At 65.7% G+C, this 15,104-nt stretch carries 14 protein-coding genes; 11 read left to right on the top strand and 3 right to left on the bottom strand.

Annotated elements, in window-relative coordinates; genetic code table 11:
- The first annotated feature begins 11 nt into the window (after positions 1–11).
- The 11 genes from minD (at position 12) to ACFPOU_RS07090 (ending at position 11,416) form a co-directional block, all read left to right on the top strand.
- Positions 12–827 carry a septum site-determining protein MinD gene (minD, locus tag ACFPOU_RS07140; protein ID WP_379718743.1) on the top strand — a complete coding sequence of 272 codons (816 nt, stop codon included), beginning with the start codon at positions 12–14 and terminating at the stop codon, positions 825–827.
- A 1-nt stretch (position 828) separates the two neighbouring features.
- Positions 829–1,080, top strand: coding sequence for a cell division topological specificity factor MinE (gene minE / locus ACFPOU_RS07135; protein ID WP_193687891.1), 252 nt, complete (start codon positions 829–831; stop codon positions 1,078–1,080).
- A gap of 383 nt (positions 1,081–1,463) precedes the next feature.
- On the top strand, positions 1,464–2,156 hold the full coding sequence (locus ACFPOU_RS07130) for a response regulator transcription factor (RefSeq protein ID WP_379718739.1): 693 nt from the start codon (positions 1,464–1,466) through the stop codon (positions 2,154–2,156).
- A 153-nt stretch (positions 2,157–2,309) separates the two neighbouring features.
- Positions 2,310–3,593, top strand: coding sequence for a glutamyl-tRNA reductase (hemA, locus tag ACFPOU_RS07125; RefSeq protein ID WP_379718736.1), 1,284 nt, complete (start codon positions 2,310–2,312; stop codon positions 3,591–3,593).
- Between the two features lie 84 nt (positions 3,594–3,677).
- Complete coding sequence (gene prfA / locus ACFPOU_RS07120) at positions 3,678–4,754, top strand: peptide chain release factor 1 (RefSeq protein ID WP_379718733.1); 1,077 nt, start codon at positions 3,678–3,680, stop codon at positions 4,752–4,754.
- Between the two features lie 100 nt (positions 4,755–4,854).
- Positions 4,855–5,340 (top strand): disulfide bond formation protein B, encoded by a 486-nt coding sequence (locus ACFPOU_RS07115; RefSeq protein ID WP_379718730.1) that lies wholly within the window; start codon positions 4,855–4,857, stop codon positions 5,338–5,340.
- Entirely contained in the window at positions 5,340–6,158 is an 819-nt protein-coding gene (gene prmC, locus ACFPOU_RS07110) for a peptide chain release factor N(5)-glutamine methyltransferase (RefSeq protein WP_379719026.1), read from the top strand. The genes ACFPOU_RS07115 and prmC overlap by 1 nt, the downstream gene beginning before the upstream one ends.
- A gap of 65 nt (positions 6,159–6,223) precedes the next feature.
- A complete protein-coding gene (locus tag ACFPOU_RS07105) occupies positions 6,224–8,164 on the top strand; it encodes a DUF885 domain-containing protein (protein WP_379718727.1) in 1,941 nt (646 codons plus the stop codon).
- A 122-nt stretch (positions 8,165–8,286) separates the two neighbouring features.
- Complete coding sequence (gshA, locus tag ACFPOU_RS07100) at positions 8,287–9,882, top strand: glutamate--cysteine ligase (RefSeq protein ID WP_379718724.1); 1,596 nt, start codon at positions 8,287–8,289, stop codon at positions 9,880–9,882.
- 19 nt (positions 9,883–9,901) lie between these two features.
- Positions 9,902–10,948, top strand: a complete 1,047-nt coding sequence (locus ACFPOU_RS07095; RefSeq protein ID WP_379718721.1) for a histone deacetylase family protein — start codon at positions 9,902–9,904, stop codon at positions 10,946–10,948.
- A 15-nt stretch (positions 10,949–10,963) separates the two neighbouring features.
- Positions 10,964–11,416 (top strand): GNAT family N-acetyltransferase, encoded by a 453-nt coding sequence (locus ACFPOU_RS07090; RefSeq protein WP_379718719.1) that lies wholly within the window; start codon positions 10,964–10,966, stop codon positions 11,414–11,416.
- On the opposite strand, the gene ACFPOU_RS07085 is transcribed toward ACFPOU_RS07090, so the two are convergent.
- From ACFPOU_RS07085 to ACFPOU_RS07075, 3 genes are all read right to left on the bottom strand, one after another.
- Positions 11,374–12,567: a hypothetical protein gene (locus tag ACFPOU_RS07085; RefSeq protein WP_379718716.1), complete on the bottom strand. Its 1,194-nt coding sequence runs from the start codon at positions 12,565–12,567 to the stop codon at positions 11,374–11,376. The genes ACFPOU_RS07090 and ACFPOU_RS07085 overlap by 43 nt on opposite strands.
- Positions 12,568–12,751: 184 nt before the next feature.
- Positions 12,752–13,054 (bottom strand): FKBP-type peptidyl-prolyl cis-trans isomerase, encoded by a 303-nt coding sequence (locus ACFPOU_RS07080; RefSeq protein ID WP_379718713.1) that lies wholly within the window; start codon positions 13,052–13,054, stop codon positions 12,752–12,754.
- Between the two features lie 25 nt (positions 13,055–13,079).
- Positions 13,080–14,957: a potassium transporter Kup gene (locus ACFPOU_RS07075; RefSeq protein WP_379718710.1), complete on the bottom strand. Its 1,878-nt coding sequence runs from the start codon at positions 14,955–14,957 to the stop codon at positions 13,080–13,082.
- Positions 14,958–15,104 lie beyond the last annotated feature (147 nt).

Here is a 15,104-nt window from a genome sequence, read left to right as displayed (position 1 = left end):
AGGACACTTTTGTGGCAAGAATTATTGTTGTGACGTCCGGCAAGGGCGGCGTGGGCAAAACCACCTCGAGCGCAAGCTTTTCTACTGGCCTGGCCCTGCGCGGCCACAAGACCGCCGTGCTGGACTTCGACGTCGGCCTGCGTAACCTCGACCTGATCATGGGCTGCGAACGCCGCGTCGTGTACGACCTGGTCAACGTGGTCAATGGCGAGGCGACGCTGAACCAGGCCCTGATCAAGGACAAGCACTGCGAAAACCTGTTCATCCTGCCGGCTTCGCAGACCCGCGACAAGGATGCCCTGTCGGAAGACGGCATCGAGCGCGTTCTTGACGAGCTGATCAAGATGGGTTTCGAATACATCATCTGCGATTCGCCGGCCGGGATCGAGCACGGCGCGCTGATGGCCCTGACCTTCGCCGACGAGGCGCTGATCGTGACCAACCCGGAAGTGTCGTCGGTACGCGATTCGGACCGCATCCTCGGCATCATCCAGGCCAAGTCGCGCCGTGCCCAGACCGGCGGCGAGCCGGTCAAGGAACACCTGCTCATCACCCGTTATTCGCCCAAGCGCGTCGAAAACGACGAAATGCTGTCCTACCAGGATGTGCAGGAAATCCTGCGCATTCCGCTGATCGGCATCATTCCGGAATCGGAATCGGTGCTGCACGCCTCGAACCAGGGCAATCCGGCGATCCACTTCAAGGGCACGGACGTGGCCGAGGCCTATGAGGACGTGGTGGCGCGTTTCCTGGGCGAAGAGCGCCCGCTGCGCTTCACGCAATACGAAAAACCAGGCTTGTTGCAGCGACTCTTCGGGACAAAGTGATATGGCCCTGCTCTCCTTCCTGTTCCCCGAAAAGAAAAAGAGCGCGACCGCGGCCAAGGAACGGCTGCAGATCATCATTGCCCGCGAGCGCACCAACCGCACCGGCCCGGACTTCCTGCCGGCCCTGCATCGCGAACTGATCGAAGTGATTTCGAAGTACACCAAGGTCAACGCGGACGACATCAAGATCTCGCTCGACCGCCAGGGCAACCTGGAAGTGCTCGACGTTAACGTGGTGCTGCCGGACGCCTGATTCTGGTCCGCCCTTTCGCCTCAACGGCAGCGCTTGGCGCTGCCGTTTTTTTTTGCGTCTCCGATCCGTATGCCCTGCTGCTCCCGCTATCAGCGAATGTGTAGGACAAGGCGTTATATCGTTATTAAAATATGTTGTTTTTATGTCGTTAATGTTGCAATTCAGGCGCATGTGGACAAGCGAGCCGCTTACACGAAAAATTATCGAAATTGAGTGCCTGCCGGGCTAGCACTGGTCGATCATTCATTTCTTGCCGGCGTACTCCCAAACTTTCGATCAAAAACAGAAGTTTACGAGTAGCATTATTTTGTAAAAGTCTGCTATAGTCAGTTTAACCTTGTAGGATGTCTCCTACAGTACGACTTTGACAATTGCGTGCCTCCATGAGAATAGCCGTCCTCGATAACGACCGTAGCCAGGCTGACCTGGTTTGCCAGGTGCTCAGTGCCGCCGGCCACAGCTGCCAATTCTTTGAGAACGGAAAGGAAATGCTTGCGCAATTGCGCAAGGATAATGCCGACCTCTTGATCATGGACTGGCCGGCCGGCGACCCGGAAGCGGCCGACGTCCTGCGCCGTGCCAAGGAAAAGATGGCCCCCGACGCGCCCGCGATGTTTCTCGTCAGCGGCAGCGCCGAAGACGACATCGTGGCCGGCATGGCCGCCGGCGCCGACGACTACCTGGTCAAGCCCTTGCGCCGCGGCGAAATGGTGGCCCGCGTCTCGGCCCTGCTGCGCCGCGCCTACCCGGCCCAGACCGGCGCCGAGCAGCTCCAATTCGGCTCCTACGTGTTCGAAACGCGTCCGGGCCGCTTGTTGAAAGACGGCAGCGTTATCGATGTCACCCAGAAAGAGTTTTATTTGGCGCTATTATTTTTCCGCAATATCGGGCGCCCCCTGTCGCGCGCCTATATCCATGAAGCCGTGTGGGTCCGCGAATCGGCCGTGCCCTCGCGCACCATGGATACCCATGTTTCGCGCGTGCGCAACAAGCTGAGTTTGCGGCCCGAAAACGGGTTCAGATTGGTGCCGGTGTACAGCTACGGTTACCGTCTCGAAAAGCTCGGCAATCAGTGAGACTGATCGCTCGGTAGCGTGGGCGCCCGCGCCCACGCCCGCCTGCATCGGCCCGGCGCGGCCCGGGCGCCTCCCCATCCCCTTATTGCCCCATGAAACCCTGCGTGCATGCGGGTATAATGGACATCACCGTTTCCCTTTCCCTGCCCCAGCATGCAATTGCTCGCCGTTGGCCTGAACCACACGACCGCACCGGTCTCGCTGCGCGAGCAACTGGCGCTCGGGCCCGAGCAGCTCGGGGGCGCAGTGCATTCGGCACGCGAGTGGTTCGGCCGCTTCGGCAGCCGCGACGGGCGCGGCGTCGACGAAGCGGCCATTCTCTCCACTTGCAACCGCACCGAGCTCTATGCCGCCAGCGGCGTGCCCAATTCGCTCGACGCATCGGCCCAGTTCCTGGCCCATTATCACGCCCTGAACTTCGCCGAGCTGCGCCCGCACTTGTACATGCTGCCGCAGGACGACGCCGTGCGCCACGCCTTCCGTGTCGCTTCCGGGCTCGATTCGATGGTCTTGGGCGAGCCGCAAATCCTGGGCCAGATGAAGGATGCGGTGCGCACGGCCGACCAGGCCGGCGGCCTCGGCACCTATTTGCACCAGCTGTTCCAGCGCAGCTTCGCGGTGGCCAAGGAAGTGCGCACCACGACGGCCATCGGCGCCCACAGCGTTTCGATGGCGGCCGCCTGTGTGCGCCTGTCGCAGCGCATCTTCGACAGCATTTCGGACCAGCATGTGCTGTTCATCGGCGCCGGCGAAATGATCGAACTGTGCGCCGCGCATTTTGCCGCGCACAACCCGAAATCGATCACGATCGCGAACCGCAACATGGAGCGCGGCGAGTCGCTGGCCACGCGCCTGGACGGGCGCGCGATCCGCCTGGCCGACCTGCCCGACTGCCTGGCCCAGTTCGACATCGTCGTTTCCTGCACGGCCTCGACTTTGCCGCTGCTCGGCCTCGGCCTGGTCGAGCGCGCAATCAAGGCGCGGCGCCATCGTCCGATCTTCATGGCCGACCTGGCCGTGCCGCGCGATATCGAGCCGGAAGTGGCGCGATTGGACGACGTTTACCTGTACACGGTCGACGACCTGGCGCAGGTGGTGCAAACCGGCATGGAGGGCCGCCAGGCGGCCGTGGCGCAAGCCGAAGCGATCATCGAAACCCGGGTCGCCTCCTTCATGCACTGGATCGGCGACCGCGCCGTGGTCCCGGTCATCCAGCAGTTGCACGAGTCGAGCGAGGCGCTGCGCCTGGCCGAACTCGAACGCGCCCGCAAGCTGCTGGCGCGCGGCGACGATCCCGACGCCGTGCTCGAAGCGCTGTCGAAAGGCCTCGCCGCCAAATTCCTGCACGGTCCTCAGCAGGCGCTGCACCGCGCCCAAGGCGACGAGCGCGCGCGCCTGGCCAGCCTGCTCCCGCAGCTGTTCCGCGGCCGCCGTTAGCGCTTCGCTGCCCGCAGTTGCGCCCCCGGGCGCGTCCTGGCCTTTTCGCACCATCCCGCTTCCTCCTTTATTTGCGCACATACCATGAAACCATCGATGCTGGCCAAGCTGGACCAACTCGCGAACCGCCTGGTCGAACTCGACGAATTGCTGACCCATGAAAGCGCCACCGCCAACATGGACAATTACCGGAAGATGACGCGCGAGCACGCCGAAATCGGCCCGCTCGTGGCGCTCTACCGGCAGTACCAGGATGCGAATGGCGACATCGGCGCGGCCCAGGAGATGCTGGGTGATCCTGACATGAAGGAATTCGCGCAGGAGGAAATCGAGGCGGCCAAGGCGCGATTGGCCGCGCTCGATCTCGACTTGCAAAAGATGCTGTTGCCAAAGGACGAGAACGACGAGCGCAACATTTTCCTGGAAATTCGCGCCGGCACCGGCGGCGACGAATCGGCCTTGTTCGCCGGGGACTTGCTGCGCATGTACACCCGCTTTGCAGAGCGTAACCGCTGGCAGGTCGAGATGGTGTCGGAGTCGGGTTCGGACCTGGGCGGCTACCGCGAAGTGATCGTGCGCGTGATCGGCAACGGCGTGTATTCGAAACTCAAATTCGAGTCCGGCGGCCACCGCGTGCAACGCGTGCCGGCCACCGAAACCCAGGGCCGCATCCATACCTCGGCCTGTACCGTCGCCGTGATGCCGGAAGCGGACGAGGTCGAGGACGTGAACATCAACCCGGCCGACCTGCGCATCGACACCTACCGCGCCTCGGGCGCCGGCGGGCAGCACATCAACAAGACCGATTCGGCGGTGCGCCTGACCCACCTGCCCACCGGAATCGTGGTCGAATGCCAGGACGACCGCAGCCAGCACAAGAACAAGGCGCAGGCAATGAAGGTGCTGGCCGCGCGCATCAAGGACGTGCAGCTGCGCGAGCAGCAGTCGCAAGAGGCTGCCACCCGCAAGAGCCTGATCGGCTCGGGCGACCGCAGCGAGCGCATCCGCACCTATAATTTTCCCCAGGGCAGACTCACCGACCACCGCATCAACCTGACGCTGTACAAGCTCGACTTCATCATGGATGGCGACCTGGCCGACTTGACCAATGCGCTGGCGGCCGAACACCAGGCCGAGTTGCTGGCGGCACTGGGCGATTAGAACCCATGCGCGGACCGCCACATCTTGCCGATGTGAAAATGCGAGCGCTCCGCGCGTATGCGAAAATCGCCACTTCCTTGATCCCGAAAGCACCCACGCGATGCCACGTTCCCGTTCTGTCCTCCTGACGATTTCCTTCATCAGTTTCGCGCTGGTCGCGGTGGCCGTCTACCTGCAGCTGGTCCATGACATGCTGCCCTGCCCGCTGTGCGTGATCCAGCGCTACCTGTTCCTCGGCATCGGCATCGGCGCCCTGGCCGGGGCGCTCAGCGGCAAGCTGCGCCTCGGCGCCGGCGTGGCGCTGCTGGCGGCGCTGGGCGGCCTGGGCGTGGTCGGCAAGCACCTGTATGTGCTGGCCAATCCCGGTTTTTCCTGCGGTATCGATCCGATGGAAACGCTCTTGAACAAGTTCCCGACGGCCACCCTGATGCCGTGGCTGTTCAAGGCCGAAGGCCTGTGCGAGAGCGCCACCGACGGCATCCTCGGCCTGTCGATCCCGCAATGGTCGGCGCTCTGGTTCGTGCTGCTGACCTTGTCCCTGGTCTGGGTGCTGCGCATGCGCCAAGCCGCGCGCCAGGCGCGATGATGATTGCCGCCGGCGCCACCGTCGGCGCGCTGCAGGCCGCCCTGCCGCTGGCGCCGCTGGAAAACCGTATCCTGCTGTGTCACGTGCTCGGTCTCACGCGGGTCGGCTTGATCACGAATGCGCAACGCGCCTTGAATTCGGACGAGGCGGTGCAGCTGGCGGCCCTGGTCGCGCGCCGCCAGGCCGGCGAACCGATCGCCTATCTCGTGGGCCAGCGCGAATTCTTCGGCCTGCCCTTCCTGGTCAACCCCGCCGTGCTGATTCCCCGCCCCGATACCGAACTGATCGTCGAACTGAGCCTGGAACGCCTGGCGCCGCGCGCGCGCCTGCTCGACATGGGCACCGGCAGCGGGGCGATCGCGGTGGCCGTGGCGCACACGCGGCCGGATGCCGTCGTCACCGCGCTCGACCTCAGCGACGAAGCCCTGGCCGTGGCGCGCGCGAACGCCGCGGCGAACGGCGCCCGGGTGCGTTTCCTGCGCAGCGACTGGTTCAGCGCGCTGGACGGGGAAGGTTTCGACCTGATCGCCGCCAATCCACCGTATATCGCCGCGGGCGACGTCCACCTGGCGCAGGGCGATTTGCGCTTCGAGCCGAGCGGCGCGCTGACCGATTTCGCCGATGGCCTGGCGGCGCTGCGCACGATTATCGATGGCGCGCCGGCGCACCTGGAAACGGGCGGCTGGCTGCTGCTCGAACACGGCTACGACCAGGCCGCGGCGGTGCGCGCCTTGCTGGCCGGCGCCGGCTATGGCGAGGTGCAGAGCTGGCGCGATCTCGGCGGAATCGAGCGCGTCAGCGGTGGCCGCCGCGGGTGAGCACGCGGTGCGCGCCCTTCGTGCGCGCATTGCTACAATGCTCACACCCCCACCCTCCTGTCCCGATGCGTCGCCTACTGTCCCTCCTCGTCCTGTCCACCGCCCTGCTCCACGGCCACGCGCATAGCGGTCCGGGGCCGGCGGCGGCCCTGTTCGAGCGCGACTGGCAATGGCGCCTCGAACACCATCCCGAATACGCGACCACGCTCGGCGACCGGCGCTACAACGACCGCTTGTCCGATGTTTCGCCGGCGGCCGCGCGCGCCAGGCGCGAACACTTGCGCAGCATGCTCGAGCAAGCACGCGCCATCGACCGTGCCGGATCGTCCGCGCAAGAGCGGCTCTCGCTCGACCTGTTCATCTTCGACAAGGAGCGCCAGCTCGCCACGCTCGCGTTCACGCCGGTCGACCCGCAGGCGCTCACGCGCTGGGACGGCCTGCACGTGCGCCTGCCGCGCCTGGTCGCGCAGACGCCGTTCGCCACCGAGGACGACTACCGCAACTACATCGCGCGCCTGAATGCCTTGCCGGCCCACATCGACGGCCTGGTCGAACAGTTGCGCGAAGGCATACGCAGTGGCTGGACGGCGCCGCAAGCGAGCGTGCACGGCGTGCCCGAACTGCTGCGCGCCATGCGCGAACGCCTGGACGCCGGTCCGCTGGCCGCGCCCCTGCAGCGCATACCCGCCACCATCGAGCCTAAGCTGCGCGAGCAATTGCTCGCTGCCGGCATGGCGGCGCTGAGCGACCGCGTCGCCCCCGCCCTGCGCCGCCTGGAAGAAGTTGTTCGCAGCGATTACCTGCCGGCCGCGCGCGACAGCCTGGGCGCGTCGGCCTTGCCGGGCGGCGCCGGCTATTATGCCTTCCTGGCACGCAATGCCACCGGCGGCGAGCTGACCCCGCCCGAACTGCACGCGCTGGGCATCAAGGAAGTCACGCGCCTGCGCGCGGCCATGGCCGAGACCGTTCGCCTTACCGGCTTTCGCGGCAGCTTGCCGCAATTCCTGCACTTCGCGCGCAGCGACAAGCGCCTGTTCGCGCGCACGCCCGAGGCCTTGCTGGCGCGCTACCGGCGCGTGATTGAGCGCGCGACGGCGGCCTTGCCGGCCCTGTTCGCCACCATTCCCGGCGAGGAAGTCGGTGTCAAGCGCCTCGGCCAGGCCGGGGCCAGCGGCCAGCTGGCGGCCTATTACGAAGCCGGCACGGCCGAGCGCAGCGCGGCGCTGGTGGTCAATACCGAACGCCTGGACAGCCAGCCCTTGTGGGAAGTCGAAACGCTGGCGCTGCACGAAGCCGTCCCCGGCCACCACCTGCAGGTGGCGCGCGCACGGGCCCTGCGCGAGCTGCCCGCGTTTCGCCGCCGCGGCTGGGACGACGCCTTCGGCGAAGGCTGGGCGACGTATGCGGAAAGCCTGGGGCCGGAACTGGGGTTTTTCCGCGATCCGTTTTCCCGCTTCGGCTACCTGAACGACGACATGTTCCGCGCTGCGCGCCTGGTGGTCGATACCGGCATCCATGCGCTCGGCTGGTCGCGCCAGCAGGCGCTCGACTACCTGAATGCGCACACCGCGAACGCGCCGGCCGACAACGAAGTCGAGGTCGACCGCTACATCGCCCAGCCGGCCCAGGCGCTGAGCTACAAGGCGGGCCAGCTGCGTTTCAAAACCTTGCGCGAGAAGGCGCAGGCCGCGCTCGGTCCCCGTTTCGATGCGCGCAGTTTCCACGATGCGCTGCTGGGCAATGGCGTGCTGCCGCTGCCGCTGCTGGAACGCGAAATGGGCAGGTGGCTGTCGGCCCAGCTGGGCGACCAGGAAACGCCGGCGCCCGCCAGGGCACCGGCCTCGACGGACGACGCACCCCCGTCCGGCGCACCGGCCAAGCCGCATGGCGCACCACCTGCGACACTGCCGGCCGAACGTCCCGGCGGGGCGCCTTCGGCCGGGGTCGCGCCGGCGCCGGAACCGGTGCACGCAGCGCCTGAAACGGCCCTGCCGGGGTCCGGGTAAGGGCGCCTGCCGGCAGCGCTGGGCGAGCCTGCCGGAAATAGACCAGCCACCGACGCACTGTCCGATTTTCGGTTACTCTCTGCACCAATCATCGCTAAGGCAGTATAAGAAAGGAAACACCCGTGTCGAACCAACTGACCCGCCGCCTGGCCCTGCTGGACGACGATGCCCACCGCAGCCTGCTCAGCCAGGGCCTGCGCGGCATTGAACGCGAAACCTTGCGCGTCGCTCCAAACGGCCAGCTCGCGCGCACGCCTCATCCGGTCGAACTCGGCTCGGCGCTGACCAATCCGCAGATCACGACCGACTACGCCGAAGCGCTGCTCGAATTCATTACCCCGGCCGAGCACGACATCGGCCTGGCACTGCACCGGCTCGACGCGATCCACCGCTTCGCCTATACCAAGCTGGGCCAGGAGATGCTGTGGAGTTCCTCGATGCCGGGCGAATTGCCGCCGGACGAGGAAATCGATATCGGCTGGTACGGCACCTCGAATATCGGCATGCTCAAGCACGTCTACCGGCGTGGCCTGGCCCTGCGTTACGGCAAGGCGATGCAGTGCATCGCCGGCATCCACTACAACTATTCGCTGCCCGAACAACTGTGGCAACTGATCCTGGCGAACGATGGCATTCCGCAAGAGCGGCGCAATGCCTTGCGCGACTTCCAGTCGGAAAGCTACATCGCCACCATCCGCAATTTCCGCCGCTACAGCTGGCTGTTGATGTACCTGTTCGGCGCCTCGCCGGCGCTGACGACGAGTTTCCTGCGCGGGCGCGCGCATGCGCTGGAAACCCTGTCCGGGGACACCTCCTACCTGCCGTATGCGACCAGCCTGCGCATGAGCGACCTGGGTTACCAGAACGACGCCCAGTCCGGCCTGCGTCCGCACGAAAACAGCCTGGAAAGTTATGTCACGAGCCTGATGGATGCGGTCAACCGCCCGTATGCGCCCTACCAGGCAATCGGCACCAAGCGCGATGGCGAATGGATCCAGCTGTCGACCAATGTGCTGCAGATCGAGAACGAATACTATTCGACGATCCGCCCCAAGCGCGTGATCCGTACCGGCGAGCGCCCGGTGCAGGCGCTGTGCAACCGCGGCGTGCAATACATCGAGGTGCGCTGCCTGGACGTCGACCCTTTCGAGCCGATCGGCATCGCCGTCGAGACCGGCCGCTTCCTCGATGCATTCTTGCTCTTCTGCGCGCTCGACGAAAGTCCCTTGATCAGCGCCGCCGAGGGCCAGATCCATGCCCGCAATTTTGCGCGCACGGTCAAGGAAGGGCGCCGCCCGGACTTGACGCTCACGCGCGAGGGCGCGGAAGTGCCTCTCAAGCAATGGGCGGACGAGCTGCTCGAACGGATCCGCCCGCTGGCGCGCCTGCTCGACGCAGAGCACAACGAGAGCGGCGTACACGAAGCCTCGCTGGCGCAGCAAAAAGCGAAAGTCGCCGATCCGTCGAAGACGCCGTCGGCACGCGTCCTGGAAGAAGTGCGCAAGCTCGGTTCGGCCGCCGCGTTCGGCCTGCAACAGAGCGCGCTGCATGCGGCTTATTTCCGCGAAAGCCCGTTGATGCCGGCCGAGGATGCGGCGTTCGCCGAGATGGCCGCCGCCTCGCTGGCCGAGCAGGCGATCGTCGAGAGGCAAGACACAGGCAGCTTCGACGACTTCGTGGCCGCGTACAACAGCAGTACGCTGTGCGGCAATCAGTAGGATTTGCCGCGGAGAGGCCTTGCTCACTTTTTATAACGAACACCACGCCCTGCACCGCGCGCAATCGGCACGGGCGGGCGGCGCAGCGGCGTTCGAACAGCCCGAGCGGGTCGCGCTGGTGTTGACCGAGCTGCAGCGGCGCGGGCTGGGCCAGATCGTCACGCCGCACCGCGCGCCGCTGGTCTCGCTGGAACGCATCCATAGCGCGCCTTATCTCCATTTCCTGCGCAGCGCCTGGAGCGACTGGACGGCGCTCGACGCCAGCCACGCCGGGCGCGATGCGCTGGCCGCGAACTGGCCGATCCGCGGCATGCGCGGCGACCTCGAGCCGGGCAGCGTGACGGGGCGCCTGGGCCTGTATTCGATGGACGCCACACCTCTCACGGCCGGCACCTGGAATGCCGCCAAGACCGGCGCCGACTGCGCCATCAACGCCGCCCACGCGCTGCGTCTCGGCAGGCGCGGCAGTTTCGCGCTGACCCGCCCGCCCGGCCACCATGCCGGCAGCGACTTTTTCGGCGGCGGCTGTTTCCTCAACAATGCCGCCCTGGCCGCCCAGCACCTGCTCGACGATGGCGCCAAACGCGTGGCCATCCTCGACATCGACTACCACCACGGCAGCGGCACCCAGGGCATTTTCTATGGCCGCGGCGATGTGCTGACGGTATCGATCCACGCCGACCCGCAATGGGATTTCCCGTTCTATCTCGGTTACGCCGACGAAACCGGCAGCGCCGAAGGCAGCGGTGCGAACATGAACTTGCCGCTGGCGCGCGGCGCCGGCGCGGCGCACTGGCTGGCGGCACTGGAGACGGCGTGCCTGAAACTGGGCATGTTCGCACCCGAGGCGCTGGTGGTCGCACTCGGCGTCGGCGCGCGCGGCGGCGACGCCGGTGCGGGCCCGGGCTTCGACTTGCAAGGCGCCGATTACCTGCGCATCGGCGAGCGCATCGCCTGGCTCGGCCTGCCGACCGCCTTCGTGTTCGAGGGCGGCCAGGCGCACGCCGAGCTCGGCATCCACACGGTCAACGTCCTCGAAGGTTTCGAGACGGCGGCCACTCTCTAATTCACGGATTCACACATGATTCAATGGCAATGGTGCAGCTTCACCGACCTCTCTGGCGCGCAATTGTATGAAGTACTAGCCCAGCGCCAGCAAGTATTCATCCTCGAGCAGACTTGCCTGTACCCGGACATCGACGGCTACGACCTCGACGCCCACCACCTGCTCGGCTGGCGCGACATCGGCGGACGCCAGGTGCTGGTGGCCTACCTGCGCTGCCTGGCCCCGGGCGCGAAATACGACGAGATGTCGCTCGGCCGCATTCTCACCACCGGCGACGTACGCGGCTCGGGCGCCGGACGCGAACTGGTCGCGCACGGCATCCAGTATGCCGAGCAGCTGCACCCGGGCCACCGCATCCGCATCGGCGCCCAGCAGCGCCTGGAAAAGTTTTACCAGGACTTCGGCTTCGAAACCGTCTCCGCTCCCTACGACGAAGACGGCATCCTGCACATCGAGATGCTGCGCTGAGCGCGCATCTGCCCGGCCGCCCGCTTGCCGGGTCGTCGATGCCTGCGGCGCAGCACCCCCGCCAGGCCCAGCCCCGCGATGCCGGCCAGCCACAAGGCGGCCGGCTGCGGTTCGGGGATCGCTGGGATTGGATCGAGCCGCACCGCGCGGCAGTCGCCCAATTCGGTGCAGGCGAGGGCCGCGATCTGTCCCGCATCGTTGATCCCGACCGCGTCCAGCACGCTCCAGTTGCCGAGCCGCTCGGTCAGCCGGTTCAGGTCGAGCATGAGGCCGTCGCGGTACACGAAGGCGCTCGAAAAATCGATGCCCGGCACGTGGTCGGCATAGGTGGAAAACCCGACCACGTGGCCGGCCTCGTTCAGGGCGCGCGCCTGCGTGAACAGGCCGCCGAGCGAGCCGATGTCGCGCAGGACGCCGTCGCCGTACAGGAAGGCATGCTCGACATCGTCGTCGACGAAGCTGTTGCCGGCGATCTGGCCGGCGTCGTTGATGGCGGCCGCCGAACTCGACGGCCCGCCCAGCGTGCCCAGGTCGCGCATGCTGCCGTCGCGGTAGAGAAAGGCGTGAAAGGCGGCAAAGCCGGCGATGAAGGAAGAGCCGACGACGTCCCCGGCCTTGTTGATGCCGCTGGCGTGCGCGGCGTTCGCGCCAAGGTTGCCGATGTCGCGTGCCAGGCCGCCGCTGTAGAGGAAGGCATGGTTCTCGCCGGCCGCGTCGACCCAGGTGCCGGCCACCTCCCCTGATGCATTGACCCCGGCGCCGCTGCTGGATACGCCGAGCTGGCCGATATCGCGCAACGTGCCGCCGCGGTACAGGAAGGCGGCGCCGCTGCCGTCGGCGCGGTCGGCGCTGCCGGTGACGAAGCCGTTGTCGCTCAAGTCCAGCGCCGTGCTGCCGGGACCGCCAAGGGTGCCGATATCGCGCAGGCGCGGTCCATCCCATACGAAGGCGTGTCCCGCCCACTGGCCGGCGATCCGGCCCCCATTCTCGATTGCCGCTGCCGACGAATTTTCGGGGCCGAACACGATCGTGTAGGCGGCCTGCGCGAATACGGACGTGTGCAGGCAGAACAGCAGCGGCGACAGCAGCAGCCAGCGCAGCCAGCGAAAGCGGAAGCACATGCGCTGCCGGCGCGTGGACACGGCAGGCATGCTAGTCGTGCGCGGCACAGGCCGCGCACCGGTCGAACGCAGCGAAGCAGGAAGCTGCAAATAAGGGTTTGCTCAGCGGCATGATCGGCTCCGATCTCCTTGGCAGAAACCCAAGGATGTCGGAAGGATCAGCGACGCAGTCTGCGCTGGCGCAGGCGTGCGCGCCGAACCCCTGCGGCGCCGCTTACTCCACCTTGGTCAGCTCGACCTCGAACAGCAAGCCCGCATTCGGCGGAATCGGCGCGCGTCCGGCGCTGCCGTAGGCCAGGTTCGACGGGATCTCCAGCTTGCGCCGGCCGCCGGCCTTCATGCCGACCAGGCCCTGGTCCCAGCCCGCGATGACCGAGCCGGTGCCCAGCGTAAAGCTGAACGTGCCGGTATCGAACTGGGTCCCCTTGTGGTCGGCCGCGCTCGCGCTGTACAGCCAGCCGGTGTAGTTGACGGTGAGCTTGCTGCCGTTGTTGGCCGGCGCGCCGCTGCCGACCACGCTGTCGGTAACGGATGCGCGCGCCTCAGATTTCCACCTGCGTGCCGAGTTCGATCACGCGGTTGGTTGGAATCTGGTAGTAGTCGGCCGCGCCCCGTGCATTACGCGACATCGCCACATACAAATGTTCGCGCCACGGCGCCATGCCGCCGCCGGGCGCCGAAATCACGGTCTGGCGCGCGATGAAGAAGGAGGTTTCCATCATGTCGAAGGGCAGCCCGAGCATGGCGCAATGCTGCATGACGCCCGGGATATCGGGTTCGTCCTTGAAGCCGTAGTAGATGTTGAGCTGGAAACAGTTGTGCCCGAGTTTCACCACGTGCACCTGTTCCAGCAGCGCCACCCAGGGTTCTTCCTTGATGCGCACGGTCAGGAACACGACGCGCTCGTGCAGCACCTTGTTGTGCAAGAGATTGTGCAGCAGCGCATGCGGCACGCCATCGCTCTCGCCGCGCAGGAAAATCGCGGTGCCCGGCACACGCGTGGGCGGTCCGACAAACAGCGACTGCAAGAAGGCGTCGAGTGGAATGGCGTGCTTTTCCAGGTTCTCGAAGACAAGTTCGCGGCCGCGTTTCCAGGTCAGCATGCCGGTCAGCAGCAGTGCGCCGAGCAGCAGCGGGAACCAGCCGCCATGGAACAGTTTCAGGGCGGTCGACGAGAACAGCATGATGTCGATCGTGAGGAAGAAACCGGTGGCGCCGATGCACAGCAACAAGGGCAGTTTCCAGCGGTAGCGCGTGACGAAAAAAGTCAGGATGGTGGTCGCCATCATGGTCGCCGTCACGGCGATGCCGTAGGCGCCGGCCAGTTTCTCGGACGAACCGAAACCGATCACGGCGATCAGGACGATGACCAGTTGCAGCCAGTTCACCGCCGGGATATAAATCTGGCCGATCTCGCTTTCGGACGTGTGCAGGATGCGCATGCGCGGCAGCAAGCCCAGTGCGATCGCCTGCTTGGTCATCGAATAAGTGCCGGAAATGGTTGCCTGCGAGGCAATCACGGCCGCCATGGTCGACAGGATCACCAGCGGAATCACGCTCCAGCTGCCGAGCTGATGGAAGAAGGGGTTGTCGATCGCGGCCGGCTCCGCGATCAGGAGGCCGCCCTGGCCGAGGTAATTCAGGGTCAGGGCTGGAAAGGCGATCATGAACCAGGCCAGGCGAATCGGTTTTTTGCCGAAGTGGCCCATGTCGGCATACAAGGCTTCGGCGCCGGTCACGGCCAGCACCACCGCCCCCAATGCGACAAAGGCGAGAAATCCGTTGTCCAGCATGAAGCGCAATGCGTGCCAGGGATTCAAGGCTTGCAGGATCACCGGCGAAGCGATGATATTGACCACGCCCATCGCCGACAGGCTGAGGAACCAGACCAGCATGATCGGCCCGAAGAAGCGGCCGATGCCGGCCGTGCCGTGGCGCTGCACGCTGTACAAGGCCACCAGCACGACGATGGTCAGCGGCACGACATACTGCGACAGGCCGGGCGCCGCCACTTCCAGGCCTTCGATCGCGCCGAGCACGGAAATGGCCGGTGTGATCACGCTGTCGCCATAGAACATGGTGGCGCCGAGCACGCCGATGACGAGCAGCGGGTAATGCCATGTCGAGTGCCGGGTCACGGCATTCAAGACCAGCGCCATCAGCGCCATGATGCCGCCCTCGCCGCGGTTGTCGGCACGCAGCACCAGGGTGACATATTTCAGCGACACGATCAGTGTCAGGCTCCAGAAAATCAGGGAAACGATGCCGAGGATATTCGGCGTCGTCAGCGCCAGGCCGTGTTCCGGGTCGAAGATCGCGCGGAGCGTGTAGAGGGGGCTGGTACCGATATCACCGTAGACGATGCCGACCGCGGCCAGGGTCAACGCCGCGACGCTGCTCTTCTTGTTTTCGGACGTCAAGGTTGCACCATTCTTCTGTTCTGTTCTGGTGCGGCGCACCATAAAATAACAACAAGAAAACTGCAAGAATATTTCTTCAGGCATCATACACCGCCCAAAAATCGGGCAGCGCCAGCAGGAAGCCCCCGTATCGGGGATAATCTCATC

This window comes from Massilia jejuensis, from assembly GCF_042656795.1.
Classification (GTDB): Bacteria; Pseudomonadota; Gammaproteobacteria; order Burkholderiales; family Burkholderiaceae_D; genus Telluria; species Telluria jejuensis.
Note: the sequence above shows the minus strand (reverse complement) of the source record. Positions and strands in the feature narration are given on the sequence as shown.